This window comes from Nonomuraea sp. CA-141351, from assembly GCF_050944675.1.
Taxonomy (GTDB): Bacteria; Actinomycetota; Actinomycetes; order Streptosporangiales; family Streptosporangiaceae; genus Nonomuraea.
Window position 1 is genome coordinate 1,719,137 of record NZ_CP191982.1, and the last position, 25,856, is coordinate 1,744,992.

23 protein-coding genes are annotated in these 25,856 nt (G+C 67.4%); 13 read left to right on the plus strand and 10 right to left on the minus strand.

The features are described 5' to 3' along the window. Positions 1 to 93: 93 nt before the first annotated feature. Complete coding sequence (locus tag ACQPWU_RS08605) at positions 94 to 1,413, minus strand: ABC transporter substrate-binding protein (protein ID WP_433438235.1); 1,320 nt, start codon at positions 1,411 to 1,413, stop codon at positions 94 to 96. Between the two features lie 216 nt (positions 1,414 to 1,629). On the opposite strand from ACQPWU_RS08605, the gene ACQPWU_RS08610 reads away from it, so the two are divergent. The 3 genes from ACQPWU_RS08610 to ACQPWU_RS08620 all read left to right on the plus strand — a co-directional run bounded on the left by ACQPWU_RS08610 (position 1,630) and on the right by ACQPWU_RS08620 (position 4,265). Further along, positions 1,630 to 2,640, plus strand: a complete 1,011-nt coding sequence (locus tag ACQPWU_RS08610; protein WP_433438236.1) for a LacI family DNA-binding transcriptional regulator — start codon at positions 1,630 to 1,632, stop codon at positions 2,638 to 2,640. A 153-nt stretch (positions 2,641 to 2,793) separates the two neighbouring features. Further along, the gene (locus tag ACQPWU_RS08615) at positions 2,794 to 3,789 is read left to right on the plus strand and encodes a LacI family DNA-binding transcriptional regulator (protein ID WP_433438237.1); all 996 of its coding nucleotides are present in this window, start codon (positions 2,794 to 2,796) and stop codon (positions 3,787 to 3,789) included. Between the two features lie 29 nt (positions 3,790 to 3,818). Next, entirely contained in the window at positions 3,819 to 4,265 is a 447-nt protein-coding gene (locus tag ACQPWU_RS08620) for a hypothetical protein (protein WP_433438238.1), read from the plus strand. A gap of 332 nt (positions 4,266 to 4,597) precedes the next feature. On the opposite strand, the gene ACQPWU_RS08625 is transcribed toward ACQPWU_RS08620, so the two are convergent. Together ACQPWU_RS08625 and ACQPWU_RS08630 are read right to left on the minus strand one after the other, a co-directional pair. Continuing rightward, positions 4,598 to 5,953, minus strand: a complete 1,356-nt coding sequence (locus tag ACQPWU_RS08625) for a lectin (protein ID WP_433438239.1) — start codon at positions 5,951 to 5,953, stop codon at positions 4,598 to 4,600. Positions 5,954 to 6,710: 757 nt separating this feature from the next. Further along, positions 6,711 to 7,451, minus strand: coding sequence for a FadR/GntR family transcriptional regulator (locus tag ACQPWU_RS08630; RefSeq protein ID WP_433438240.1), 741 nt, complete (start codon positions 7,449 to 7,451; stop codon positions 6,711 to 6,713). Between the two features lie 355 nt (positions 7,452 to 7,806). Here ACQPWU_RS08630 and ACQPWU_RS08635 point away from each other — a divergent pair, with 355 nt between their 5' ends. Then, a complete protein-coding gene (locus tag ACQPWU_RS08635) occupies positions 7,807 to 10,173 on the plus strand; it encodes a ricin-type beta-trefoil lectin domain protein (protein ID WP_433438241.1) in 2,367 nt (788 codons plus the stop codon). A 381-nt stretch (positions 10,174 to 10,554) separates the two neighbouring features. Here the strand turns inward: ACQPWU_RS08635 and ACQPWU_RS08640 are convergent, their stop codons facing one another. Further along, complete coding sequence (locus tag ACQPWU_RS08640) at positions 10,555 to 10,860, minus strand: hypothetical protein (protein ID WP_433438243.1); 306 nt, start codon at positions 10,858 to 10,860, stop codon at positions 10,555 to 10,557. Here ACQPWU_RS08640 and ACQPWU_RS08645 point away from each other — a divergent pair. After that, positions 10,838 to 11,905, plus strand: coding sequence for an LLM class flavin-dependent oxidoreductase (locus ACQPWU_RS08645; protein WP_433438244.1), 1,068 nt, complete (start codon positions 10,838 to 10,840; stop codon positions 11,903 to 11,905). The genes ACQPWU_RS08640 and ACQPWU_RS08645 overlap by 23 nt on opposite strands. A gap of 28 nt (positions 11,906 to 11,933) precedes the next feature. Here ACQPWU_RS08645 and ACQPWU_RS08650 read toward each other — a convergent pair whose 3' ends face one another. Together ACQPWU_RS08650 and ACQPWU_RS08655 are read right to left on the minus strand one after the other, a co-directional pair. Further along, positions 11,934 to 12,149, minus strand: a complete 216-nt coding sequence (locus ACQPWU_RS08650; protein ID WP_433438245.1) for a hypothetical protein — start codon at positions 12,147 to 12,149, stop codon at positions 11,934 to 11,936. A 296-nt stretch (positions 12,150 to 12,445) separates the two neighbouring features. Further along, a complete protein-coding gene (locus ACQPWU_RS08655; RefSeq protein ID WP_433438246.1) occupies positions 12,446 to 13,117 on the minus strand; it encodes a sulfotransferase family protein in 672 nt (223 codons plus the stop codon). Positions 13,118 to 13,363: 246 nt separating this feature from the next. Here ACQPWU_RS08655 and ACQPWU_RS08660 point away from each other — a divergent pair, with 246 nt between their 5' ends. After that, positions 13,364 to 13,981 carry a TetR/AcrR family transcriptional regulator gene (locus ACQPWU_RS08660; RefSeq protein ID WP_433438247.1) on the plus strand — a complete coding sequence of 206 codons (618 nt, stop codon included), beginning with the start codon at positions 13,364 to 13,366 and terminating at the stop codon, positions 13,979 to 13,981. A gap of 370 nt (positions 13,982 to 14,351) precedes the next feature. On the opposite strand, the gene ACQPWU_RS08665 is transcribed toward ACQPWU_RS08660, so the two are convergent. The 3 genes from ACQPWU_RS08665 to ACQPWU_RS08675 all read right to left on the minus strand — a co-directional run bounded on the left by ACQPWU_RS08665 (position 14,352) and on the right by ACQPWU_RS08675 (position 17,652). Beyond that, positions 14,352 to 14,960, minus strand: coding sequence for an Rv1733c family protein (locus ACQPWU_RS08665; RefSeq protein ID WP_433438248.1), 609 nt, complete (start codon positions 14,958 to 14,960; stop codon positions 14,352 to 14,354). 485 nt (positions 14,961 to 15,445) lie between these two features. Beyond that, positions 15,446 to 16,627, minus strand: a complete 1,182-nt coding sequence (locus ACQPWU_RS08670) for an NAD(P)/FAD-dependent oxidoreductase (RefSeq protein WP_433438250.1) — start codon at positions 16,625 to 16,627, stop codon at positions 15,446 to 15,448. A gap of 80 nt (positions 16,628 to 16,707) precedes the next feature. Beyond that, complete coding sequence (locus tag ACQPWU_RS08675) at positions 16,708 to 17,652, minus strand: RNA polymerase sigma-70 factor (RefSeq protein WP_433438252.1); 945 nt, start codon at positions 17,650 to 17,652, stop codon at positions 16,708 to 16,710. 381 nt (positions 17,653 to 18,033) lie between these two features. On the opposite strand from ACQPWU_RS08675, the gene ACQPWU_RS08680 reads away from it, so the two are divergent. From ACQPWU_RS08680 to ACQPWU_RS08690, 3 genes are all read left to right on the plus strand, one after another. Next, positions 18,034 to 18,201, plus strand: coding sequence for an undecaprenyl-diphosphate phosphatase (locus ACQPWU_RS08680; RefSeq protein ID WP_433438254.1), 168 nt, complete (start codon positions 18,034 to 18,036; stop codon positions 18,199 to 18,201). An 80-nt stretch (positions 18,202 to 18,281) separates the two neighbouring features. Further along, complete coding sequence (locus tag ACQPWU_RS08685; RefSeq protein ID WP_433438256.1) at positions 18,282 to 18,845, plus strand: Chromate resistance protein ChrB; 564 nt, start codon at positions 18,282 to 18,284, stop codon at positions 18,843 to 18,845. Then, on the plus strand, positions 18,842 to 20,074 hold the full coding sequence (locus ACQPWU_RS08690; RefSeq protein WP_433438257.1) for an MFS transporter: 1,233 nt from the start codon (positions 18,842 to 18,844) through the stop codon (positions 20,072 to 20,074). Before ACQPWU_RS08685 ends, ACQPWU_RS08690 begins: the two co-directional genes overlap by 4 nt. Before the next feature lie 8 nt (positions 20,075 to 20,082). On the opposite strand, the gene ACQPWU_RS08695 is transcribed toward ACQPWU_RS08690, so the two are convergent. After that, on the minus strand, positions 20,083 to 20,745 hold the full coding sequence (locus tag ACQPWU_RS08695; RefSeq protein ID WP_433438258.1) for an HAD-IC family P-type ATPase: 663 nt from the start codon (positions 20,743 to 20,745) through the stop codon (positions 20,083 to 20,085). Positions 20,746 to 20,818: 73 nt separating this feature from the next. Here ACQPWU_RS08695 and ACQPWU_RS08700 point away from each other — a divergent pair, with 73 nt between their 5' ends. The 4 genes from ACQPWU_RS08700 to ACQPWU_RS08715 all read left to right on the plus strand — a co-directional run bounded on the left by ACQPWU_RS08700 (position 20,819) and on the right by ACQPWU_RS08715 (position 25,786). Next, positions 20,819 to 23,359: an ATP-binding protein gene (locus ACQPWU_RS08700; RefSeq protein ID WP_433438260.1), complete on the plus strand. Its 2,541-nt coding sequence runs from the start codon at positions 20,819 to 20,821 to the stop codon at positions 23,357 to 23,359. A gap of 638 nt (positions 23,360 to 23,997) precedes the next feature. Next, positions 23,998 to 24,282 carry a hypothetical protein gene (locus ACQPWU_RS08705; protein WP_433438262.1) on the plus strand — a complete coding sequence of 95 codons (285 nt, stop codon included), beginning with the start codon at positions 23,998 to 24,000 and terminating at the stop codon, positions 24,280 to 24,282. A gap of 348 nt (positions 24,283 to 24,630) precedes the next feature. After that, the gene (locus tag ACQPWU_RS08710; protein WP_433438264.1) at positions 24,631 to 25,068 is read left to right on the plus strand and encodes a DUF2690 domain-containing protein; all 438 of its coding nucleotides are present in this window, start codon (positions 24,631 to 24,633) and stop codon (positions 25,066 to 25,068) included. Positions 25,069 to 25,228: 160 nt separating this feature from the next. Next, positions 25,229 to 25,786, plus strand: coding sequence for a hypothetical protein (locus tag ACQPWU_RS08715; protein ID WP_433438266.1), 558 nt, complete (start codon positions 25,229 to 25,231; stop codon positions 25,784 to 25,786). Positions 25,787 to 25,856 lie beyond the last annotated feature (70 nt).

The following is a 25,856-nucleotide window of genomic DNA, read 5'->3' on the forward strand; positions in this document are numbered from 1 at the left end:
GATTCATTGCGGTGGCCAACTCGCTTCTTCACCGGCTGTTGTGCGGCGGCGGCCGTTGCCGCACGCGGGATCCTCGGCCCTGACGAGGACTCGCTAGTCCACTTGGAAGCCCTGCTCGTTGCCGTACTGGATGCAGCGCTGCTTCCACTGTTCGAGGATCTCTGCGAGCGAGCCTTTGCCCGTGGTGTAGAACGGCGATGCGAGGTCGCCGTAGATCGAGCGTGCCCACTCGAAGAACGGCGGGTACTGCCAGCCGCTCCCGACGATCTCCGAGGCCTCAGCCAGTACGGCGCCGACCTTCTGGCCGCCGAAGTACTGGTTGCCCTTGCTACGGAACGCCTCGCTCTCCAACACCGACGTGTTCGGCACGAAGGCACCCGCGTCGACGCGGGAGGAGAGACCACCGCCGTGGGCGAAGTACTCGAGGAACTTGAAAGCCGCGTCCTTGTGCTCGGCCGCCGCCGGGATGCCGAAGGAGCTCCCGCCGTTCGCCGCTCCGACCTTGTCTCCCTGCTTCCACTGCGGCATCAACGCGACTCTGAAGTCACCGGCGGCCTTCGGCGCGCGCTCCGGCAGCGTCGAGGTCAGCCAGCCGCCCATGGTCTGGGTGGCGAGGCTTCCGTCGTTGAGCGTCCGGTTCCAGTCGTCGGACCATCCCGTGATCTTGGTGTTGATCAGGCCCTCGTCGAGCATCTTCTGCCAGAAGGCCACGGCCTTGGTCGTGCCCTCGTCCGTGAAGTCGATGTGCACTTTGGTGCCGTCCACCTTGAACGGGCGACCGCCGGCCTGCCAGATGAGCGAGAGCAGGAAGAAGATGTCTCCCGTGTCCTGGGCGATGTAGGAGTCGCCGCCGAGCGCACGAACCTTCTTGGCAGCCTCGTAGTACTCGTCCCACGTGGCCGGGGCCTTGTTGATGCCGGCCTTCTTGAGAGTGGCCGTGTTGTAGAACATCGCCGACGGCCCGTAATCGGACGGCAGCGCGTAGACCTTGCCGTTGACCGTAACATCGCTCCACGCGCCGGGGACGTAGTCCTTCTTGAAGTTGTCGACGCCGAACTCTCCGAGATCGGCGAGCTTGCCGGGAATGGCGAAGTAGGGCACTGAGAAGTACTCGAACATCGCGAGGTCAGGTACACCGGAACCGGCCTGGATGGCGTTGTCGAGCGCCTTGTACTCGTCTTGGGATGAACCCGCGTTGACGACCTCGACCTTGATGTTCGGGTTCGCGGCCTGGAAGCCGGGAACGGCCCCCGCGACGGTGTCGTCCCAGCTCCAGACCGTGAGCTTCACCTGTTGGTCGCCGCCGCTGCCGGCTGTGCTGCCGCCGCCGCCCGCGCCCCCCGAGCACGCGGCCAGCGCGAACATCGGCACGAGTGCTGCGGAAAGGAGCCTTGCCTTCTGGGAGAGCCGCATCGAGCCTCTCCTCTCGTCCTGAGGGGTACGAAAAAATTTCGCAACTTGTTCGTTACTGCGAGGACACTAGGTCGTGCATCTGTACCGTGTCAACGGGTGGACGAGAGAGAATGCCTGGCAGCAACCGGTGGCTAGGGGTCCGTGGTAGATTCGAAATAGTTTCGAAGCCCCGAAGGGAGCCTGATGCGACGGCGAGGCAGTTCCGAGCGAGCGACCTTGGCGGATGTCGCCCGACTGGCCGGCGTCTCGCCGGCGACCGCCTCAAAGGTCCTCAACGGGCGCAGCGATGTGGGGGCGAACACGCGTGAGCTTGTTCTCAGAGCCATGGCGCAGATCGGCTACAAGCCGACGGCGGCGCGACACGAGCGAACACGGGACCGGACCATCGTCACTGTGCTCGACATCGTGGAGTCCCGTTATGCCGGAACGGTCCTCCAGGGGATCCTCGTGGCCGCGACCTCGGCGCAGGCTGAGCTTCTCCTCCGCCTGCCGCCCGATGAGCCGATCAGCACTAGCCGTGCGGCGGCCCGTGCCTGGATGGAGGAGCAGAAGGCGTCCGGTGTCGTCGGTATCGTCGCGCTCGCCGTCGCTGTGCCCGACTCGGTGATCCTCGCCGCGGAGGATCTCGAGGTGCCTATCGTGACGATCGACCCGATCGATACGACCGAATCACGTCTCGTCAGCATCGGCTCCACCAATTGGGCGGGCGGCCGCTCGGCAACCGAGCACGTCATCGGGCTCGGCCACCGCAGGATCGCCTGGATCGGCGGCCCGCTGGGCTCTGCCCCATCGCTGGAACGCTTCCACGGGTACCAGGCCGCGCTCGACTCGGCAGGCGTCACGCCGGACCGCACACTGATCCGCCACGAGGCATTCTCCGTAGAGGCGGGACTCCGGCACGGCCATGACATCCTCGCGCTCGACGAACGGCCGACCGCGGTCGTCGCGGGCAACGACGAGATCGCTGTCGGGGTCCTCGCCGCGGCCAAGGAGCTTCGCATCACCGTCCCGGCCGAGCTGTCGGTCACCGGGTTCGACGACACGCCCCAGACCGAGTGGACCACGCCCCGCCTCACATCCGTCCGGCAGCCTCTCGTCGGCATGGGCCGAATGGCCGTCGAGACCGTCCTCGGCATGGCGGACGGGGTCCAGCCCGCCTTCCGGCACCTCCAGCTGGCGACGACCCTCAGCGTCCGCGACTCGACGGGTCGCGTCCCGTTGTCCTGACCCACCCAGGCTCGAACCGTGCACGCCGCAGTCCTCACGCCTGTTCGTCCAGGCTGATCGCGCTCTCGACGTCGCACGCCGTAGGGTGGAGAAGCAGGTGTCCCGGCCGAGTGATCGCCGGTGCCGCCGGACCACAAGAGACCAGGGGCAGCGTTGGCCAAGCGGGTGACGATCCACGATGTGGCGGCACTCGCCGGGGTCTCCCGTCAGACCGTGTCCAGGGCGCTCAACGACATGGACGACATCAGCAGCGAGACGAAGAAGCGGGTCCTGGAGGCCAGCGCGAAGCTGGGATATCGCCCGAGCCGATTCGCCCGCAACCTGGTGGCGCGGCAGAAGACGCGCGCGCTCGGCTTCGTGGTCGCGTCTTTCCGCAATCCGTACTACACCGAGATCGCCGGAGATCTGCTGGGCTGTGCCGCCTCCCGCGGCTGGCAGGTCGTGATGGCCTCGAGCGAGTCGGAAGGCGAGAGCGCGGCGCTGCGCATGTTGGCCTCGCAGGTGGACGTCTTCGTCGGGCACTTCATGTCGCCCGAGACGCAACTGGAGAAGGCCCGGGGCGGCATTCCCATGGTGGTGCTGGAGCCACCCGCCCGCATGGAACGGACGCACTCGGTGGAGCTCGACCTCCGTTCGGGGATCGAGGAGGCGATTCAGGCGTTGCGCGCCAAGGGCGCCCGTAGCCTAGGAATGATCGACTCGGGCTACTCTCTCCGCTCGTCCCCCATCTACGTTCCTTCGCAGCGCCGCCGCGATTTCGAAGAGCTCATCGGACCCGGCCGGCCCAAGGCCGTGGTCGTCGGGGAGGAGTCCATCTCGGGCGGCTCGCGGGCTTTCATCGAGCTCATTCGGGCCCATCCGCACCTGGACGCGGTTCTGGTGTTCAACGACCTGATGGCCATCGGCGCCGTGCAAGGCGCGCATACTCTCGGTGTCAGGGTGCCGGACCAGGTGCGGATTCTCGGCATCGACGGCCTCAGCCTGGGCGAGGCCGTGCATCCGACGCTGAGCACGATCTCGCTCGACCGCCAGGCCATCGCCGCCCGGGCGCTGGACGTGGTCGACGCGCTGGCCGCGGCCGACTTCGCCGACGTGGCGCCCATCCGGCACGTCGTCCGGTTGCGGCTGCTGTGGCGTGAGTCCGCGTGAACGCGGAGTATTGACAGCAAAACACGGACGTGGCACTCGACAAGAATCTGAAGCCGCTGTACGAAGTGATCCCCGCCGACCCGGACGCGCCGCCGCCCAACGCCGCATGGGGAGCGCTCACGCAGTACAACAGCCGCAGAGAGTTCCGCGACGCCCAGGTCCAGCCGACCGACATCTACGACCCGGCGGGCTTCGAGCGCAGGTTGTTCGAGGCCACCAAGCTGTACGAGGGCAAGGAACCCGAGGACCAGATCTTCCCGTACTGGAACCTCTGGCTCGGCACCGACGTAGCGGGCGAAGCGGCGACGTTGCAGACCAACATCCAGAACTACGTGGCCCAGTCCAGCCTGGAGTTCGTGACCGGGAAGAAGAACGTCGACAGCGACGAGGACTGGGCGTCGTACCTGGAAGGCCTCAACGGCCTCGGCCTCCAGCGGTACCTGCAGATCCAGCAGCAAGCCTACGACGCCCAGTGAGAACCCGCATGAGCGAACGCCACCGCATCCGACTGGCCGCTCCCGCCCCGGCCTTCCACGACGCCTACGGACCATGAAAGCGATCACCTGCCTCACCGCCACCTGGCTGCGGCAGGTGCCCTTCGCCGCCCATGGCCTCTCCGCCTGCAGAACGACCGCGAGCCCGTTCCGCGTCAGAGCCGGATCTCCACCGCCGGAACGGGCCCGAATGTGTCGCGGCATGTCCCTTCGGATCAGTCGCCGAGGTTGCGGACGTACGACACTAGGAGGTTTCGGTGCAAGCCATGCCGTTGAGGGCGAATCTGCTGGTTGTCGTCAGCCGGCACAGGCTGTCAGACGCGGGTCCAGCGCTGGTTGGTTCCTCCGGTGCAGGTCCAGATCTGCACCTTGGTGCCGTTGGCGGTGCCGGCTCCGCTGACGTCCAGGCACTTGTTCGCCCCCACCGCCGTGACGGTGCCGTCGGCGTTGAGGCGCCATTTCTGGTTGCTCTGCCCGTTGCAGTCCCAGATGATCACCGCGGTGCCGTCCGCCGTCCCGGCCCCGTTCACATCCAGGCACTTGCCGCCGTAGACCCGCAGCTCACCGGAACTGGCGGAGGCCCACTGCTGGTTCGACTGGCCGTTGCAGTCCCAGATCTGCACCTGCGTGCCGTTGGTCTGCGAAGCGCCGTTGACGTCGAGGCACCGCCCAGACCCCACTCCCTTGAGCGCGCCCGTCGTCGGCGGATTACCCGTAGGGGTCGGCGTCGGATTCGGGTCGCTGCCTCCGAACTGCGCGAAGAAATTCCACACCACTGGCCTGGTCCAGGAGTTCTCGCCGGGTTCGAGGTCGCCAGGCTTCCCGTCCACGGGGCCGGGGGTGTGGCCTGCGTCGAACGCCGCCCATGCGACCGGATACCCCGCCCGGCACCCGGAGTAGTAGGTGACGATATGCGTCAGGCTTCCCTGCGCCGGCTCCGGCGGGTTCTGGGACGTGCAGCCATTGTTCCTGACGAACCTGTCACGCAGCGACCGGCCCGTGGAGATGTTGAGCACCGGATCCCTGAGGCCGTGCAGCCCGATGTACGCGACGGGCTCGTTGCCGCCGCTGCACCCGCTGAGCTGCCCGCCGGAGTAGACCGCCACCGCGCGAAAGACCGTCGCCCGGGCGCACGCAAGCGCGTAGCTCATGCCGCCGCCGTAGCTGAAGCCCAAGGCGAAGCGCTGGGAGGTGTCCACACAGAGGTCCGCCTCGATCCGGCGGATCATGTCGTCGACGAAGGTGACGTCCTCACCGCCCGAGTTGGCCCAGCCGTTGTTGAAGCCCTGAGGCGCGACGAAGATCGCGGTGTTGTTCGACAGTGCCCTGAGCCCGTAGTAGGACCAGGGGTACCCACTGGTTCCGCCCCCGTCGACATCGTTGGCGGTGCCGCCATTCCAGTGGAACCCGAAGATCAACCGATAGGGGGTGGCGTTGTTGTAGTTGTCCGGAATCCTCAGGATGTAGCTGCGATTTTTCCCGCTGGTCGTAATCGACTGGGTACCGCTTCTGAGCGTCGGAGTTTTGCCGCATCCCGCGGTGGCCGCGAGGGCGCTCTGTTCTGCGAGCGGCGTGGTGGCGCTGTCGCCCAGCGCCGTATGCACCGTGGCCAGGACGACGAGCAGTGCCATGGACGCGATAGCGGTGAAGAGCGATCTAAGCCTCGACATCACGCAAATTCCTTTGCCGTTCTCGTGGTGACACACGTAGATGGGAAACCATTTCCTTCACCTTTTCCGGGGTGAGGGCGTCGGCGGCCGGCGGTTCTGGTCTCTGGCCCGATGAATACCGGGTCGACGGCGCGCCGTGTACTGCCGATCGAAATTCGCCTGCCCTGCGCGCATCAGCCGGCCGGTCGAATCCCAAGGTGTTAGCGCTCACTCAACGCCGCCGTAATCGGATCTCTCCTTTCTTCCGGTCGGCTGGAGGCGACGGTGCAGCGGAGCCAATATGACCGTGACAAGCCCTGTCAAGGCCCGGGCTTTTCGGCATCGAGGGGCCCTCGCCCGAGACGACTCGTCGCTCCTGCGTCTGATCAGGGGAAGCGGCCGTGGTCAACACTGACGTCCCGCGATGAAACTTTCACTGTCGGTCAATCGAATCGTTCCGAGCGCCCGGGCGAGGTGGCCCGTCTCACGGGGCCCACTCCGTTCGGCCCATGTGCCGGACGGTGTTGATGACCAGTGCGCGCAGCTGCTCCATGGTGTCCAGCCCGGTCAGGCGAGCGGCGACGTCGGCCATGCCGGACCCCATCACGCGCCGTGTGACGACGGGTCGTCGAGAATCGCCAGGCTCTTGTCCTCGGCGATGGTCGCACTCCCGCCGAGTCGGGCTCGATGAAACGTTCATCCGCCGCCGGCTCGCCTGATCACGTCCTGTCGGTTCCCAGATGGACGAACCGGTCCGGATGGCCGATCGCCGGGCGGATCACTGGGATGAGGAGAAGAGGCGCTGCTGGATCTCCCGTCGGTAGTCGTCGAGGGTGTTGTCGATGTGCGTGGCGGCGGCCTGGGCGGCCGCTTCCGGGTCGCCGGCGCGGATGGCCTGATAGATGGTGTCGTGCTCGTCGACGGCTTTGGCGGCGTGCCCGCCCACCGAGCCGCGCAGCCCGATGAGGTTCGACTGCGCCTGCAGCCTGCGGGCCTCCCGCACCGTGACCTGGAGGAAGATGTTGTGCGAGGCCGTGGCGATGGCGGTGTGAAAGGTGTCGTCGCCCTCGTTGAACAGTTCCTCGCGTCCGGTCTCGAAGCCGTGGCGGCACACGCCGGCCGCGTCCTCGATGGCCCTCAGCTCGGCAGGGGTGGCGCGGCGGGCGGCCAACCGGCTGGTCTCCATCTCCTGCGCCCGGCGGAACTCGAACAGCATGTAGACGTGGTCGAGGTCTGTGGGGAGGAAGAAGGACGCCCAGCGCCCGGTGCCGAACATCCCCTCGTCGTCGGCCACGTACAGGCCGCGGCCCTTCTGGGCGCGTACCCGGCCGAGCGCGGAGAGTATCTTCACCGCCTCGCGTACCACGGTGCGGCTGGTGCCCAGTTGCCGTGCCAGCTCGTTCTCGGTCGGCATGCGGTCGCCCGGGCGCAGGCCGAGCCGGACGATGAATTCCAGTACCTGCTCGGCGGCCACCTCGTAACCCGGCCGGTATCCGCTCTCGCGCGGGGTGTCGGTCACCGTGCTTCCTCCTCGCCGTTCCCCGCAAAGTATGACTGATGAGGTTGCCCTCCCAAGCTCAGACGTTGTGCCGATTAGTACGACACATATGAACGGTTCATGCGAGGGCGATCTGCGCGGGCGTGGGCGGTGGCAAGCATATCCGCTGGTGAAGAAGGAAAGCGGCTAACTAGGGCTACGATTTTGGTGTGCGAATGATGAAATAAGCGGGCTTAAGGGCTTGACGGTTATCCATACTCACAACGTAATTAGAAGCGATGACCCTCAGAAGGGCGTCACCTGCCCGAGCAGCAGGGCGTGACCTGGCCAAACCCGTACCCCCGAAGGAACCACCGTGCTGTCATCTTCGCCCGTCATGGCGCTGAGACCGATTCTGATCGGCATCATCGCCGCGGTGCTGGCCGCGGCGTTCGCCCTCGTCGCCCCCGCCCTCCCGGCCCTCGCGGCCACCACGACCCTGTACGCGTCACCCGCGGGGACCGGCACCGCCTGCACCTCCGCCCAGCCGTGCTCGCTGGCCTCGGCACAGACGGCGGTACGTTCGCTGAACGGCGCGATGTCCGGTGACATCGTCGTGGAACTGGCCGACGGGGTGTACCGGCTCTCCGCGCCGCTCCGGCTGGCCGCCGCCGATTCAGGAAACAACGGCTACTCCGTCAAATGGCAGGCCGCGGCGGGCGCCCATCCCGTCATCAGCGGAGCCAGGGCGGTCACCGGATGGACCGTGGCCGATTCAGGGAAGAACATCTGGCGCGCCAACGTCGGCGCCGGGATCGACACCCGGCAGCTGTACGTCAACGGCGCCATCGCCACGCGGGCGCGTACAGCCGTGAACCGGTCAGACTTCACCGCCGGCAGCACCGGGCTGAGGTTCGGCAACAGCGCGCTGAGCTATCTGAACAACCTGGCCAACCAGAACCGGGTCGAGATGGAGAGCGTGGGCTCGTTCACCGACCGCTACGTGACGGTGCAGAGCATCAGCGGGAACTTCATCACGATGCAGCAGCCCGGCTGGAACAACAACACCTTCGGGTACGACACCTTCACGCAGCCGCACCGGGCGGGTCCGCTGTACGTGGAGAACGCGTACGAGTTCCTGGACGCGCCGGGGGAGTGGTACATCAACCCCGGGACCGGCGTCCTGTACTACATCCCGGCTGCCGGGCAGAACATGAGCAGTGTCAGCGTCGAGCTGCCGCTTCTCCAGTCTCTGGTGAACGTCGGAGGCACCTACGACGCGCCCGCGCACCACATCACGTTCAGCGGGATCACATTCACCGGCACGACCTGGCTCGGACCCAGCAGCAACCAGGGCTACGCGGACGAGCAGACCGGCGCCTACATCGCGGGCAACTGGAACTGGCCCGCCGACAGGCTGACCTCCTGCCAGGAGGGCTGCCAGCAGTTCGAGGCCGCGCGGCCGAACTGGTACCAGATGCCGGCGGCCGTACAAGTTTCCGCGGCCAACAACGTCACCTTCACCGACTCCCAGTTCGTCAACCTCGGTCAGACGGCCGTTGGCGTCGGCAACGACGCCAACGCGCACGCCAGCGGTGTCGGCCTGGGCGCCAGTGACATCACGATCACGCGGTCCGAGATCGCCCAGAGCTCGGCCGGCGGCATCGTGGTCGGCGGCGTGCGCGCCGACGCGCACCACCCCAGTGACCAGCGAATGGTCAACCGGAACATCACCGTCAGCAACAACCGCATCCACGACCTCGGCCTGGACTACCGGGGCGTCGTCTCGGTCCTGACCACCTACGTCACCAACACCAACGTGTCACACAACGAGGTCTACAACCTGCCGTACACCGGCATGTCGATCGGGTACGGCTGGGGCGCCAACGAGCCGGGCGGCAGCAACAACTACGCCAACCGCGGCCTGTACAACTACCAGCCGCGCTACACCACTCCCACCACCGCGTCCGGCAACCAGCTCATCGGCAATTACGTCCATGACGTCATGCAGCAGATGACCGATGGTGGATGTATCTACACGCTGTCGTGGAACCCGAACGCGTTGATCAGCGGCAACCACTGCCTGCGGACCAACGGCTGGTTCGGGATCTACTTCGACGAGGGCTCGAAGTACTACTCCGTCACCGACAACGTCCTCTCGAATACCGGTACCTGGGCCACCGCCAACTACTGGGGCGGCGAGAACATGGGGAACTTCACCGTCACCGGCAACTGGTCGACCAACGGCAGCACCAACGTGACCAACGGCGACCGCGGCAATGTGGTGAACAACAATGTCACCGTCACCAACGGCACCTGGCCGGCTGGCGCCCAGGCCGTGATGGCGTCCGCCGGTCCCCAGGGCCAGCCTTCGGGGAGCACGAGTGCGCTGCGAGGTGTGGGGTCTGGGCGGTGCCTCGACGTCAACGGCGCTTCGCAGGCCAACGGTGCGCAGGCGCAGATCTGGGACTGCAACGGGCAGTCGAACCAGCAGTGGACGTCGACCGCCGCGGGTGAGCTGCGGGTCTACGGCGGCAAGTGCCTGGATGTGAACGGGGCGGGGACGGCGGACGGCACCGCGGTGATCATCTGGGACTGCAACGGGCAGAGCAACCAGAAATGGCGCCTCAACGCCGACGGCACCGTCACGGCGGTGGGGGCGAACAAGTGCCTGGACGTCAGCGGAGCCGGCACCGCCAACGGCACCAAGGTGCAGATCTGGACCTGCACCGGAGGAGCCAACCAGCGCTGGACCCGCGTCTGAGGCCATCCGTCCACACCCCGGGGAGTGGCCAGGAGCCCTCCACTGACGCTCACGAAACGGCGCTGATCGCAGTGGCCACCCGTGCCGCCAGGTGAGCTGGGCGGGCTTGGCGCGGTGGTCCGACTCGCGGTGCAGGACGTACCGCGAGATCGACATCGCAAGATGCGTCAGGACCTGCGGAAACGCGGGTCCTTTCGCGTTCCGGGTGTGCCACCCGCTGCCACCGATGGCAGCCGGATGCCCGTGATCACGTACGAGGAGCGTACGGATCTTGAGATCACTCCAGCAGCCTGATCGAAGTGGTCCATCACGGCGACATCCTGATGCCAACCTGAGCGGGACAGCAATGACGGCGAGGCCGAGCGGAAGAGCGTCCCCATCTCACCGTCCGACGATCTCGTCATCTCGATCGTTCGACCAAAGCGACGCGGTCCGGTAGCGGTCGAATGCACCAGTTGCGATGACGGGGTCGCGATCCACTTGCCGTTGTCGGTTGCAGTTGAACCTGTCGGTGTTCAGGTTGAGTTGTCGGGTTCCGCCTTCGATGTCGCCGTACGACACCCGCAACCGCTCGGCGCCGACTGTCCAATCGACCTCGACGTGCTCGATCCACCGTCTGGTGTCAGGCTGAGTACGTTCGATTCTTTGCGCCTTGGAGGTTTTGATGCGTGCAGGCGTCGTGGTCACCGCACACCCCGGTGTGGAGGACCTCGCCGTACAGGCCGAGGAGCTGGGCCTGCACAGTTTCTGGCTCAACGACACCCCGATGGTCCACGGTGACCCCTTCGTCGCCCTTGGACTGTGTGCGAAGGCCACCAGCCGCATCAGGCTCGGCATCGGCGTGACCTCACCGGCGCTGCGCTCGGCCCCGGCCGCCGCGAGCGCGTTCGCCAGCCTCAATGCCCTGGCGCCAGGCCGGATCATCTGCGGGATCGGCACCGGAAACACCGCCCGGCGCACGCTGGGCATGCGGCCGACCACGGCAGCCACGATGGAGAACTTCACCGCCGCACTGCAGGACCTGTGCGCCGGACGCACCATCGAGTACCGCGAAGGCGACCGAGTCCGCAACGTCCGATTCCTGCACACCGGGGCGCACGCGAACACGGCCGACCCGATCGAGTTCGTCGTGGCCGCGCTGCTAGGACCGAAGGCCGCCGCCGTCGCCGGCCGCCGCGGCACCGGCCTGATCTCCTTCGGACTGCTGGACCCCACCGCCTGGCAAGCACTTCATGACGCCCGCCGCCACGCCGCTCACGACACGCCACGCGACCCCGACTCCCGCACGGACTCCTACGTGGTCACCGCGCTGCACATACTCGACGAGGACGAGGACCCCTACGGCGACGCGGCCCGGGACGCAACTGGCCACATCGTCCTGTCGCTGCTGGCCTTCGCCGCCGACACCGCCGCCGACGCACGCGCCTTGGCCGAGCAACTCGGCCCCGAGGAACGCGAGGCGGTGCGGCGACTCCTCGACCGCCGCGGCACCACCGCCACCGCACCCGACCGGCACACCAAGCTCTACCCCAACTACCTCGGACGCATCGCACCGGAGGACCGGGACCTGATCCTGCCCTCACTGATGAGCACCCTGGCCTTGGTCGGCACCCGCAACGACCTCCGGGCCCGCATCACCACCCTGGAACAGGCCGGCATCGACGAACTGCTCATCCAGCCGGTGATCGACCCACCCACCGAGATGGCCCAGCTCGCGGGACTCCTCAGCTGAGCGGACCCGCCAGCGGTGTGCACGTGGTTCACCACCTGGCGGCCGTGACCGGCTCGGCATCGGGACTGGCGGCTGGTGTGGCGGTGCTGCGCAGCGGGACCTGGCGGATGAAGAGGGCCAGGACGATGCCGGCGGCGGTTACGGCCGCGCCCCAGGTGAACAGGGTGGTGATGCCGTCGGTGACGGCTTGCTGGAACAGGTGCTGGGCTGCTTCGGGGAGGGCACGCAGCGCTTGCGGGGTCATCGAGGTGGCGGAGGCGGCGACGTTCTGCGCGGCCGGCCCGGCGCCGGACAGGGAGTACGCCCAGGACCACCGGGCAGGAATCTGCGGTAGGGCATGCCCACCGCGCCTGCCATGGGAGGCGCGAAACTCTGTACGGGGGCGATCAGGCGGACTATCAGCACCGCCCAGCTGCCGTGGTCGTTCACCAGCTTCGCGGCCTGATCCCAGTGCCGCGAAAGACGTTTCTTGATCAGATTCGTCTCGCGCAAGGGGGCCCGACGCGGCGGCCCGGGCCGGGCTGTCCCTCCTCGCCGGCATCAGGGGCTGTTGATGTCGCTGATCCGGGCCCGCATGTCGGCCGTGGTGTTCTCGTGGGGGAACGGCTCGTCGGGGATCGGGAGGTCGAGTGCGGCGCACAACGGCTCCCAGCCGTCGGCCGGCTGCCATTCCAGCAGCCGGTGCGCCGGGACGGTGGCGCGGACCTCGGCGAGGTGCCGCTCGTAGGCCGCGATGACCTTGTCGCGGTCGTGGGGGTCGTCGAACGCGCCGCCGAACAGGGCCCCGATCATCCCCTGCATGGCGCCGGCCTGTTCGGGGGTGAGATGGGCGCCCATCGGCGGCCGCGCGCCGTCGAAGTTCCCGCTCGTCAGGCGGCGCGCCCCTTCCAGCACCGTCCGGTCCATGCTCTGATACCAGCGCTCGGCGCTTTCCCGCCGGGACAGCAGCACCAGCGCGTCCGGGTACTCGGCCGACAACTCGCGCCAGAACCACGACACCGGCCAGTCCACCCCGGCGGCGTATCCGGCGAGGAACCGCTGCCAGTCCGGCATGGCGCCCGCGCAGGCGTCGCGCCAGACCGCGGCGTCGTCCGGCCGCCCGAACAACTCCCGCATGTGATAGCAGGGCGCCCCGAGCAGCCGCTCCAGCGCCTTCTTCAGCGACGTCGTCCCCGTACGCGGAAGCCCCGCTCCCACAACTCGCAACCCCATATCGGCCCTTCCTGTCTCGATCGCGGCGATCACAGTCGCCTTCGGCCATGTCAGGTCGGCAGACGCCCGGTCACCTGCGGATCGCTTTCATCGGTGTCCTCGCGCGCGGGCGACCGCCTGACCCGCGATCACGGGCTTTGCCACGGCCACCTCGCCTACCGGCCGGTTAGTAAGATACTTGCTGACCGGCCGGTAAGCAAGTGGGAGTAAACTCCTGAGAAGCCGAGCTTGGGAGCAGGAAGAGCGATGACAGAGACACAGCAGGCGACGGCCCCGCGACGTAGGGGCAGCCAGACGCGGGCCGACATCCAGCGGGCCGCGCTGACGCTGTTCACCGAGCGCGGCTACGATGCCACCTCGATGCGCGAGATCGCCGAGCAGATCGGCATCACCAAGGCGGCCCTCTACTACCATTTCGACAGCAAAGAGGCGATCATCCTCAGCCTCTTCCAGGAGAACATGCGCGCGCTCGACGACCTGCTGGACTGGGCCGCAGGCCAGCCACTCACTCCCGAACTGTCCTCCGAGTTCCTGGGCCGCTGGATCGCCCAGGGTGCCAGGCAAGGGCTGCGGACCATGCGGTTCGCCGCCGCCAACCATGCCGCGCTGCGCACGGTGATGCCGCTGCGGCAGGGCGGCCCGCTGGAGCGGGTCGACAGGGCCACGAAGCTTCTCCTCGGCCCCGACTCGCCGCTGACGGACCGGCTGCGCATCCGCATGGCCCTGCTGAGCGTGCACAACGCCGTGCTCGCCGCGCAGGGCACCGAGGCCACCGACGACGACATCCTCGCCATCGCCATGCACGAGGCGACCTTGCTGGTCGGCGATCTGTTCCCGGCGCCGCGGCTCCCCGTTGACGAATAGGCGTGCAGGATGTGGCGACCAGGTGAGGGATCCCTCCGGGTCGCGCCTGAGCCGTGGGTTGGTCGTGCATTGATTCTCACCTGACGGATGACTCATGCGCGCGGCGGGCGGGATCGCTGCCGTAGCCGCCGCCGGGACCCGTCGTCAGGCGAGGCCGCCGGTGGCGTGCAGGCGCTGGCCCGTCAGCCGGCGCGCGTCCGGGCCGCACAGTCAGACCACCACGTCCACCACGTCCGACGGCTCGCCCAGGCGGCCCCAGCGGGGTGACAATCCGGTGTCCGCTTCTTCACATCGGCGGCAGCGTCAGGCGGGTCACGATTCCACGGATGTGCCCATGAGCCGGCTCACGCAGCAGGAGCGGCGGGGCGGTCTACGACAAGCGTCGCCACCGCCCGCACGCCTTGGCCCAGGATGCGTCCCATGCGGCGTACCGTCCTCTGTCCAGCAACCACCTGAAGCCCCGGAAGCCCAACGTCAGCGTGGTGGCCGCTCCAGCGATGACCAGGAGCGTCGTGGTCACAGCGCCCGCCAGTGTTTCCGCGTGACTCGCCGGCGATCTGGTCAGCTCGCCCCGGCCGTCGATCCATACCTTCACGGACGTACCCGCTTTCGCGCCGGTGGGCACCGCCACCCGGCCCATCTTCTGCTCGCCGGACGGTGTCGCCCACCGCGCGGCAGCGTGTGATTCTGGCGCCGTGCCATTGTCATTGCCCCCGACAGGAACGGTGTCCGGCGCGTCCTGCACAAGGGTCGCTGTCACCTGCTGGCGGATGCCGGGACCGGCTCGCTCGGCCTGCAGGCCGTTCTCGTAGGCCAGCCGCCCCATGACGACGGCGGGCCAGACGCTGAACAGCAGCAGAATCAACGTGGCGGCCACGCCTGCCGCCTCCAGCCGGTCGGAGCGACGGCGCAGTGGATTCCGCCCCAGCCAGTACCGTCGCACGCGAAGTGCCACCCACTGAGTCGCGAGTCCCATCATGCACCTCCCTCCTCATCACTCTGCGGCGATGACAGCGGGGCACGACAGGGGCATATGGCCCGGCCGCTGTGGGGCCTTGGACCTCTTCTCACGGGGCGATCGTCTCGGCCGAAGAGGTCGTCCCGCCTGCTGGGCCACGCGGAGAACTCGTAGATATCGATCAACACCCGTCGCTGCTGCTCAGTGGCCGCAGTCGTAAGTTCTTCGGGGGCTGACGGTTCGACTGCCGATATGCCGCTGGTATGCGATCAGGCATTGGTGATGTGAAGGTCGCAGATGCCCTCGGTGGTGCCGTTGAACCAGACCTGGTCTTCGTACTCACCAGTGCTGGCCACGCTGCTGGCTGCGCTCCAGCGGTGAGCGGATCCGCCGTGGTGCAGCCGCGTCAGCGGCAGGGAACGGCCCGAGCAGTTCCCTCGTACTCAGCGGCCGGGCGAGCGGGCAAGGACGTTCGCCCGGCAACTCCACGCCGGCAACGCTCTTCGTCATGACCGGGTGAGGAGTCGGGTCTCCGCTGCGTCGGTGACCGCGAGGGGGCGGCGACGGCTCGGCATCATCATGGTCGGGTGGGAGACGCTCCAGGCCGCGCTGGCGCAGATCATCTCCTTGATGCGGGCGGCGGTCCGGCCCGTGATGACGGTGGACGTGACCTGATCGTCGGAGGTCAGGCGCTGGATGATTCCATCGCGGCGTCCGAGGCTGATGCACTGCACGGAGTAGCCGATCGTGGTCTCGGGAACCTTGCGACCGGTCAAGCGCGCGGCGATGACGTCGGCTGCCAGCCACGCCATCGGGTTTGCCGAGGCGCAGGACATCCGCAGCGGCTTGCCACCCGCTCCTTGGGCGAGCGCGGCGTCGCCGACGGCGTACACATCGGGGTGCGAGACCGATCGCATGCCGGCGTCGACGACGATTTGGCCGCTGTCGGACACCTCAAGCGTGGTGGCGGCCGCGATCGGGTGCACGGTGAAACCCGCGGTCCACACGGTCACCTGGGCCCGGATCTTTCTGCCTGCACCGGTGACCACGCCGTTCGCTTCGACGCGCGTGATGTCGGCATGATCGTGGACCGTGATGCCCAGCCGGTCCAAGGCGTTGCGCAAGTGGCGCTGGGCCTTGTCGCTGAGCCAGCCGCCGACGCGGCCGCGGGCGGCGATCGCGACCTCAAGGTCCGGGTGGGCTTCGGCGATCTCGGTGGCTGCCTCGATGCTGGTCAGGCCGCCGCCCACGATCAGCACGGTCCCGCCGGGCTTCACCTCGCTCAGTCGCGCCCGCAGCCGGAGAGCGGCCTGCTTGCCGGCCACGTTGTTGGCGTGCTCTGCGACACCTTGGACGCCGTGATCGGCGATGGCGCTGCCCAGGGCGTACACGAGGGTGTCATAGGCGAGGGTCTCACCGCCGAGATCGACGGTCTTGCCTTCCACATCGACAGCGGTGACCCGCGCGGTCCGGACCTGTACGCCGGTGCCCGCAAAGAGTTCGCGCAGCGGGCGGGGATGCAGATCTTGCCCGCTCGCGAGCTGGTGCATGCGTATCCGTTCGACGAACTCCGGGTCGCCGTTGACCAGGGTGATCTCGACGTCGTCGCGGCGCAGCCGCTTGGCGAGGCGACCGGCGGTGTTGGCTCCGGCGTACCCGGCTCCCAGGACGACGATGCGGTGCTTCATGGCTCGCTCCTATCTGGTTGCTTTCACCTCCTGAACCGGACAGGCGCGCGATCCCTGACAGCGAACGAGGGTGATCTGGGTCACCAAGTCCTCATCAGCGGGCGATGAGGTCCAGCGGCCGTCCACTGGCGCGCGATGCGCTGAAGTTTGTCGGGGTTGACCTGGATGTGGACCGAGGCGAGGCCGTCGGGGGTCGCATCGAGGCAGACCACGCCGATGATCTGCTCGCCGACCTCGACCAGCACGGCAGGACCGCCGTTGACGACGACGGCGTAGAAGGCGGGATTGCCACCGACCAGGGCTCGCTTGGAGTCGCTCGGCTGGAACATGCCACGCAGGTACTGGGCGATGCCCATCGCTCCGATGATCGGGGTCCTCCGGGCGACGACCTTGCCGCCGCCGTCGGCCACGCTGACCGCGTCGTCGGCGAGCAGCCGGATCAGCGGCTCGGTGTCGCCGCTGAGGGCCGCGGCGAGAAACTCCTCGACGATCTTCCGCGCGGCGGCCGCATCGACCTCCGTGCGGGATCGTTCGACGGCCAGATGCTGCTTGGCACGCCGGTAGATCTGCTGGCAGTTCGACTCGGTGATGTCCATGATCTCCGCGATCTCGCGGTGCGCGTACCCGAACGCCTCGCGCAGCACATACACCACGCGCTCATTGGGGGACAGCCGCTCCATCAGGGTGAGCATCGCCATGGAGACCGACTCCCGCTGCTCGAAGGTGTCGGCGGGACCGAGCATTCGATCTCCGTCCAGCACTGGCTCAGGAAGCCACTGCCCCACGTAGGTCTCCCGCCTGGCCCGCGCCGAGGTGAGCCGGTTGAGGCAGAGATTGGTGAGCACCTTCGTCAGCCACGCTTCGGGCGTCTCGATCCGTTCCCGGTCCGCCGCATGCCAGCGCAGGTACGTATCCTGCACCGCGTCCTCCGCATCACCGGCCGATCCCAGCAGTCGGTAGGCGATCGCCTCCAAGCGGCCCCGAAAGCTCTCGAACAGATCGGCCTCGTACGTGCGGAGCGACATTGCCCCATAATCGGCCATACGCGCAGGCCGCGTCCACTCGCCTCGTACCCCCTGGATCACCCGTGTGAGACCGTGGCCAGGGATGCGCGGGGCGGCCTCGAGACGAGCCCGCCAACTGGGCGGCGCCGTGGAGTTTGAGATCCCGGAAGGAAGCGGGACGCGGCCGCGATGGCGCGTCCCCGTATGACCGGGTCACGACAGGACTAAAGGGTCTAAAGACCGGGACTGAACGGTCCACGTTTCCGGCTTGGGTCCCGAGGGTGTGCTCGACCTGAGGTGATGGGGAGATCCACGGCGGCAGCCACACTGGTGAATCTCCCTGTTCCATCGATGATCGAGGAACGCGCGAGGTGGCAGCCATGACCATGCGGCGCCGGTCCCGTGCCGCTCATCGTGGGCACCGCCGTGTCCTTCGTCGTCGCCTACGCCTCCATCGCCTGGCTGCTGAGGTATGTCGCCCGGCACTCCTTCAACGCCTTCGTCATCTACCGGATCGTCATCGGAACACTGCTGCTCGCACTGCTCGGCACCGGAGCGCTCACCGCATGACCGCCCCGGGTTGATCCGGCGGACGTCCGCCCTGCAGCGGCCTCTACCATATGAATGTAATGGCTGTTACATTCTTCTATGTGACAGATGGTTCGGAGGTCAGCTGGCTGATCCTGCTGATCAAACTGCCCGCCCAGCCATCGCGGCACCGCGTGGCAGCCTGGCGGGAACTGCGCAAGATCGGCGCACTGCCGCTCGGCCAGGGCGTTTGGACCGTACCGGACGTGCCCGTCTTCGCCCACGGCCTGGCACGCGCGCTGGAGCTGACCGAACAGGCCAACGGTCAGGCCATCACCATGCGCGCGTCCGGACGTGGACCCGACGACGCCGCCCGCCTGCACGCGCTGTTCACCGCCGCACGGTCCGCGGACTGGGCCGAGTTCCTGGCCGACTGCGGCAAGTTCGACGCCGAACTGGCCAAGGAGATCCGCAACGCCAAGTTCACGCTGGCCGAGCTCGAGGAAGAGGAGCAGAGCCTGGAACGGCTACGGCGCTGGCACCGGGACCTGACAGCCCGGGACGTGTTCGGGGCGCCCGAGGCGGCCGAGGCCGCCGAGCGGCTCAAGCAGTGCACAGCGGCCTGCGAGGACTACGCGGAGAAGGTGTTCACCGCCCTCCACCAGACGTCACAGGAGAGCCTGTGAGCTCGGCAGATGCTCCCCAGGTGGCGCCGCGCCGCCAGATGTGGCCGCTGTACGCGGCCGGATTCACCACCGCCTTCGGCGCTCACGGCATCGCCGCCAACCTCGGCGGCTTCTCCGAGGACGCGGTCACCTCGCTGATGGTGCTGGGCGGCCTGCTGGCCCTGTACGACGGGGCCGAGGTGCTGCTCAAGCCGCTGTTCGGCGCGCTCGCCGACCGCATCGGCGCCCGCCCGGTCCTGCTGGGCGGCCTCATCGCCTTCGCCGCCGCCTCGGCGGCCTACGCCATCGCCGACAGTCCCGGCTGGCTCTGGGCCGCCCGCCTGGGTCAAGGCGCCGCAGCTTCCGCCTTCTCCCCTTCAGCCTCCGCCCTTGTCGCGCGCCTCAACCCGGCGGCCAAGCACGGCCGCGCCTTCGGCTCCTACGGCTTTTACAAGTCCATCGGCTACACCCTCGGCCCGCTGCTCGGAGGCGTGCTGGTTTGGGCCGCAGGCATGCGGCTGCTGTTCGCGGTACTGGCGGTACTCGGCATTGCGGTCGCCGCCTGGGCCGCGCTCGCCGTCCCGGCCGTACCTCCACTGCCCAAGACCCGGCAAACGGTACTCGATCTGGCCAGGCGCCTTACCGAACCGGCCTTCCTGGGCCCGACCGCGGCGCTGGCCGCGGCGAGCGCCGCTCTGTCGGTCGGCGTGGGATTCCTGCCCGTCACCGGAGCCGCGGCCGGCCTGGGCACCATCGCCACCGGAGCCGCGGTGTCGGTACTCGCCGCCTGCGCCGCCCTCGTCCAGCCCAAAGCCGGACGCGCCCTCGACGAGGGTCGCATCACCGCGCGCGGCGGCATCACCGCAGGACTGTTTCTCGCCGCCGCCGGCCTGGCCTGCGCCATGATGCCGGGACTGCCAGGCCTCCTGTCCAGCGCCGCCCTGATCGGCGCCGGGACCGGCCTGATCACCCCCCTCGGGTTCGCCGCCCTCGCAGCCTCCACTCCCACCGCACGCCTCGGCCAGACCATGGGCGCGGCCGAGCTGGGACGCGAACTCGGCGACGCGGGCGGCCCGCTCCTGGTCGCCGCCATCGCCACCCTCACCAGCCTCACCTACGGTTACGCGGCGCTCGCTCTCCTGCTCGCCATCGGACCAGTGCTCGTCATCACCGTGCTCCGCCGCCGCAGCACAGCGCTTGACAACGCCCCAGCCACTGACCCCCGAAGGACTTACGGGCGGGACCACTAACTCGGCGCTCAGTCTCCGGCAGCGGTAGGGCGGGGCAGGCGGAGCCCTTTGAGGGCGAGTGCGTTGACGGCGACGATGAAGCTCGATCCGGACATCGACAGGGCGGCGATCTCTGGGCGCAGTACGAGGCCGAAGGCGGGTTCGAAGACGCCGGCCGCGATCGGCAGCGCGATGGTGTTGTAGCCGATGGCCCAGCCCAGGTTCGCCACCATCGCGACCTTGCGTCCGCCGCGCTGCAGCTCGGTGATCTTGGCGGCCTTGTCGCCCGGCAACACCTCGGCGATCACCGCGTCGATGCCGAGCTGATCGGCGATCCGCCGGGCGGTGGCCTCGCTGTCGCCGGTCAGCATGACGATCTCCACGCCGGCCTCGTGCAGCGCGGCCACCGCGGCCGCGGAGCTGTCGCGGGCAGCGTCGGCGATACCGATCACTCCGGCCGCGCGGCCGTCCACGGCGGCGATGACCGCGGTACGTCCGCCGGCGGCCAGTTCCTCGCGCCGGGAGGTCAGCACGCCGAGGTCGATGCCTTCGGCCTGCATCAGCTTCGTGTTGCCCACCACGACCCGGCGTCCGTCGACCTGAGCCGTCGCACCGTGACCAGGGACGTTCTCGAACCTGGTGGCCTGAGGGACGCCGGGAGCGTGCGAGTCGGCGTAGCGGTGTCCCCCCACTCGTCACCCACAGATCTTGGGGTCCATGGCATAGGCTCCTCCTATCGAGGCAGACGAACCGGGAGATGCGTTCATGTCCCCGACGGACGAACCGGCCCTGGACGTGTTGCTGCGCACCTGGCGGCGGCGGGCGCTGCTGACCCAGGAACAGTTGGCAGCACAGGCCGAGCTCAACGTGCGTACCGTCCGCCGGCTGGAGACGGGGGAGCTGCGACGGCCGCGCACCACGTCGATAAGGTCGCTGGCCGAGGCGTTGAGCCTGAACGACGCGGAACTCGCGATCTTGATGGCCGCCGCCAATGTGACTCCGCCACCTTCGGCCCCGATGCGCACGAGGCCGCGGCAACTGCCTGCCGATGTAGCCGCGTTCGTCGGCCGGACACAAGAGATGGTCCTGCTGGATCAGGTTGGGGACGCGGCTACGGTGGTGATCACCGCCATCGACGGCATGGCTGGGGTCGGCAAGACCGCGCTCGCCGTACATGCCGCCCATCAGCTGGCTCCCCGTTTTCCCGACGGGGAGCTGTTCGTCGACCTGCACGGTTACGCTCAGGGCGTGGCTCCGGCAGATCCGGCCGACACACTCGCTCGCTTGCTCGGGATGCTGGGTGTGCCCGGCGAGGCGATCCCCCCGGACCTCGATGATCGGGCGGCTCTCTATCGCAGCGTTCTGGCCGGCCGCAAGATGCTCATCGTGCTGGACAACGCTACCGATGAGGCGCAGGTCCGGCCGCTGCTGGCGGGCGCCGGCGGCTGCCTGGTACTGATCACCAGCCGACGGCGGCTGACCGGATTGGACGACGCCCGCATGCTGTCGGTGGATGTGTTGCCGTCTGAGGATGCGATCGCATTGTTTTCCCGTATCGTCGGGCCCGAACGCATCGCGGACGTCCCGGATCGGGCGCTGGCCGAAGTGGTGCGGCGATGCGGGCTGTTGCCGCTTGCGATCCGCCTGGCCGCGGCCCGGCTGAAGGCCCACCCTTCCTGGAGCGTGACGCATCTGCTCGACCGGCTGGAAGAACATCAACGCCGGTTGAGCGAACTGCGCGCCGGCCAGCGCAGTGTCACCGCCGCACTCGACCTGTCCTACCGCGAGCTGTCCGCCGAAGAGCAGCGCACCTACCAGCTGCTGGGTTTGTACGCCGGGATGGACATCAGCCCTGATGCGGCCGCCGCGCTGCTGTCCACCACCGCTGAGCAGGCCGAACGCTTGCTCAACCAGTTGCAGGAGGTCCACCTGCTGCAAGAGCCGGTTCCAGGCCGCTACCGGTTCCACGACCTGATTCGCACCCATGCTCGCGAAAAGGGGGTCGGCGAACAGGCTGAGCCCGACCGGCGCGCCGCACTAGACCGGCTGCTGAACCACTACAGCCGCACCGTCTCGGCGGCGATGGACCGCCTCTACCCCTTCGAAGCCGGCACCCGGCCGCGCCACCCGTCCTCGGGAGGCGTCTGTTTGCCCGACGCCGCAGCAGCCACCATCTGGCTGGAGGCGGAACTGGTCAACCTGCTCTCTCTTGCCGGGCACGCCGCCGAAAATGGCTTGTTCCCGCACGTCCGGCACTTATCGACCACTCTGCACGTATGGGTACGTGCCAGGGGCCGCTGGGCCGAAGCCAAAACCCTCCACGCACGGGCGCTGTCAGCCGCCCAGGCCGTCACAGACCGTACGGGCGAGATGGAAGCACTCATCGCACTCGGCGCGATTCACCACTTACAGGGCGGGCACCAAGCAGCCATCGAAGAGATTACCTCTGCCCTGACCATCGCCCGCGCCATCGGACACCGCTCCGGCGAACTCCGAGCGCTGAACACACTGGGCATGATCCATGGACTGCAAGGACGGTTCAGCCGGGCTGGCGAGTGCTGTTCGCAGGCGCTGCGCATCGCTGAGGCGATCGACCATCCGACGGGCAAACTAGAGGCGTTGATCGGTTCCGGCAAAGTCCATCGGATCATGGGCGAGCACAAGCAGGCCATCGAGGACCTGACGCGAGCTGTCGACATCGCCGAGACGATTGGCCACCAAACCGGTGCGCTTCGAGCGCTGAACAGCCTCGGACGCATCCATCTGGGACAGGGGGACTACGAGCTGGCCACCGACTTGTTCACGCGTGCCCTGGACCTGGCGCAGCGTACCGGGCATCGGGTCGGCGAGCTCGACAGTCTCACAGCCCTCGGCCACCTGCACCGCGCCCACGGGGAGTACCAGGAGGCCCACGACTGTTACCAGCTTGCGCTGGACCGCGCATGCGAGATCGGCGACCGCAACTGGCAGTTCGAAGCCATCCACGGCATGGGCCGACTCCACCACGAGCGCGGTCGAGCCGATCAGGCGCTGGACAGCCACCTGCAGGCACTCCAGCTTGCCTCAAATCTTGATCAACCGAGCGATCAGGCCCGCGCCCACGATGGTCTCGCCCACGCTCACGCCGCGCTCGGCCGGCACGACCAGGCTCGCGACAACTGGACGCAGGCCCTGAGCATACTGACCTCACTGGGTCTCGACCGGACAGAGGAACGAGGAGTCGACGTCGAGACCATCCGGACGCAGCTCTGCCGTCTCGTGCCGGGGAATGCCCTATCGGCAGCCACGGACGAATCCCAGTCATAGCCCGACCCCTAGCGTCGCCCACCGGGGAGTGCTTCGCCAGGCAAGGAACTGGTGCCCGTGAACGACCAGGCGGCCAAGCCTCTCATCGGGACACGCTTCCCAGATCGAGGGCGGCGGAGCTGTTGAGGAGGCCCGTCGCGGCGTAGTCGCACCTGGGCCAGGATCGGGTCTCGTCCGCGGCTGTGGACCAAGAGCCGGCCATCGGGAGACAGGAGGTGAGTCTGGCTGCTTTTGACGTCCACTCCGATCTTGTCGCACTACCAAGTCGGTGTGTGTCGTCGCCGGCTATCGGCCAACTCCCGCAGACACTCACGGCTTGACCTGCAGAAACAGGATCACGCGAAGATCGATTCATGCACCACGTCCGTGGACGTGATCGTCAACGACAGGCCAGCACCATCCTGGTGCGCTTGGACGGCCATCCGCCGACTCGCCACCAGGTCAGGCCATATAGCCCTCGCCGTTGAAGGTCTCCATGAAGAGGTTGGCATATGACATGCCCGGCTGTTGTCCGGCTATTGCCCGGTCAATGCCCTTGGATTTGTCGTCTCCCTATCAATAATTTGAGGTGTCGAGTCAAGCCCGTGCGCAAGGGTGGCGGAACACATCTTCATGGGCGCGGAAGAAAAGGGAGAGTCGTGGCTAAAAAGATCTTCGCAGCCATCGCACTGACGGTCGGAATCGGTTTCGCATCGGCGGGAACCGCCAATGCGACGACGCAAGCTGTCCTTACGAAACCGTCTGGCAGCGACGCCTCGGTCATGAATCTCTGGTACAGGCACAGCAGCTGGTCAAATCAGCTGGCCTGCGAACTCACCGGTCAGGACCTGCTCGCGCGCGGAGAAATCATAGATTATTACTGCAGTCATATGGCCGCAGGTACCGGGTACGATTACTGGATTCTGAACGTATATGTGGACTGACGCATCAGACGTAGTTCAGGGCAAGGCATCCAGCATCGGCGCACGCTAGGCGAACGGGTCCCGGCAGCCGGTTCCTCCTCCAGTATGACGATGACCGGCTCCGGCTGCCGGAATATGCCCGGCATACGCCGGTTCCTGACCTTTCCCGCTCACCATGCAAATCGGTCGATGATCGTCAGGGGCAGGAAAGGTCCGGAGTCAAACAGACCACCGAACTCATCTCCACTCGAATGCCGTTCCGGCGACTTCTGTTGATCTGCCCGCATGTCACGAGCACGCTCAAATCACCAAGGGAGAAATGGAATGCACCAGCGGCTCACCACAATCGTTGGCACATTGGCCGGCGTCATGGTAATCCTGTTCGGCCTCGGCGCCCCCGCCCACGCACAGCTGCAGGCGGGTCCGGCCAAGGTTGCGGCCACCTGCTGGGGCAACACCTGCGCGGGCAAGGACCCTAACGCCACAGGATGCTCCGCCGACATGCAGAGCCCGGCCGACTACCAGTACGTCGATTATGTGGGCAGTCACGATTTCCTGGTCCGCCTCTCTTACTCTCCGGCGTGCAATGCCAGTTGGACGGACGTACACGAGATCAACAGCGGGGACTGCACTTTCAGCGGGGAGATCTGGCACGAAGGGCTCACCCCGGCCGGCACCAGAACCAGGACCGCGAGCGTCTTCGACGGATATTCGTGTGCCGTCTACACCGTGATGATGAGCAGGGTCGGAAAGTCCGTCCGGGCATGTTCCCACATGTCGAACACCTACTGCACGCGTTGGCTCTAGTCGGCGATCCACCGGAGGGAGTCGTCGCCCGAGCAGGTCGGGCGGCAACCGCTCATCCAACTCACCTGGACATCACGCCGCGACGAGCGGCACATGAAAGGCGGCTGTAATGTCGACAACTCGGCGGCGCGTGACTCCACTGGCGATTATCGCGGCGGCCATGACCGTCGGCCTGACCCAGGCAGCATCGCCCGTGGACGCCTCGCCCCTGACCGCATCGCACACGGCTGCGGTCGACCCTCCGGTGACCTCGCCCCAGTTGGCCGAGCTCTACGAACTGGCCACCCCGATCGACGGTTACTTCTACACCGCCAGCGTGGCCGAGCGGGACACGATGATCCGTGACCACGGATTCAGATTCGTGGGCCAGGTGTATTCCGTTTCCCGGACGACTTTCCCCGGCAGCACGGGACTCCACCGCCTGCGCGCCGTCGACCGGGACGCCTACCTGCTGGCTCTGCCGGAGGAGGCGGACGCCCTGGAGGACGGCGGCGCGTTCGTGGACCAAGGCGTTGTCGGCTACGTCGACGAGGACCCGGATGCGTATTCTTCGAGGCTGTCCGTCGGCGGAAAACTCGCCGATATTTTCCGGATCAGCAAGGCGGGCGTATGGCGCGTGGTCAACACGCGCTTGATGGATCAGCTCTGCTTTGAGCCCGGGGCCACGTGGACCCTCGACGGTCTGCTGGCCGACGTCTGGACCACAAGCGGAGCGTAAACGCACCTCATCTCACCTTTCAGTCGGGTATGGCGCTGACCGTCCATGAAGGGTCGGCTCGAGAGCCGTC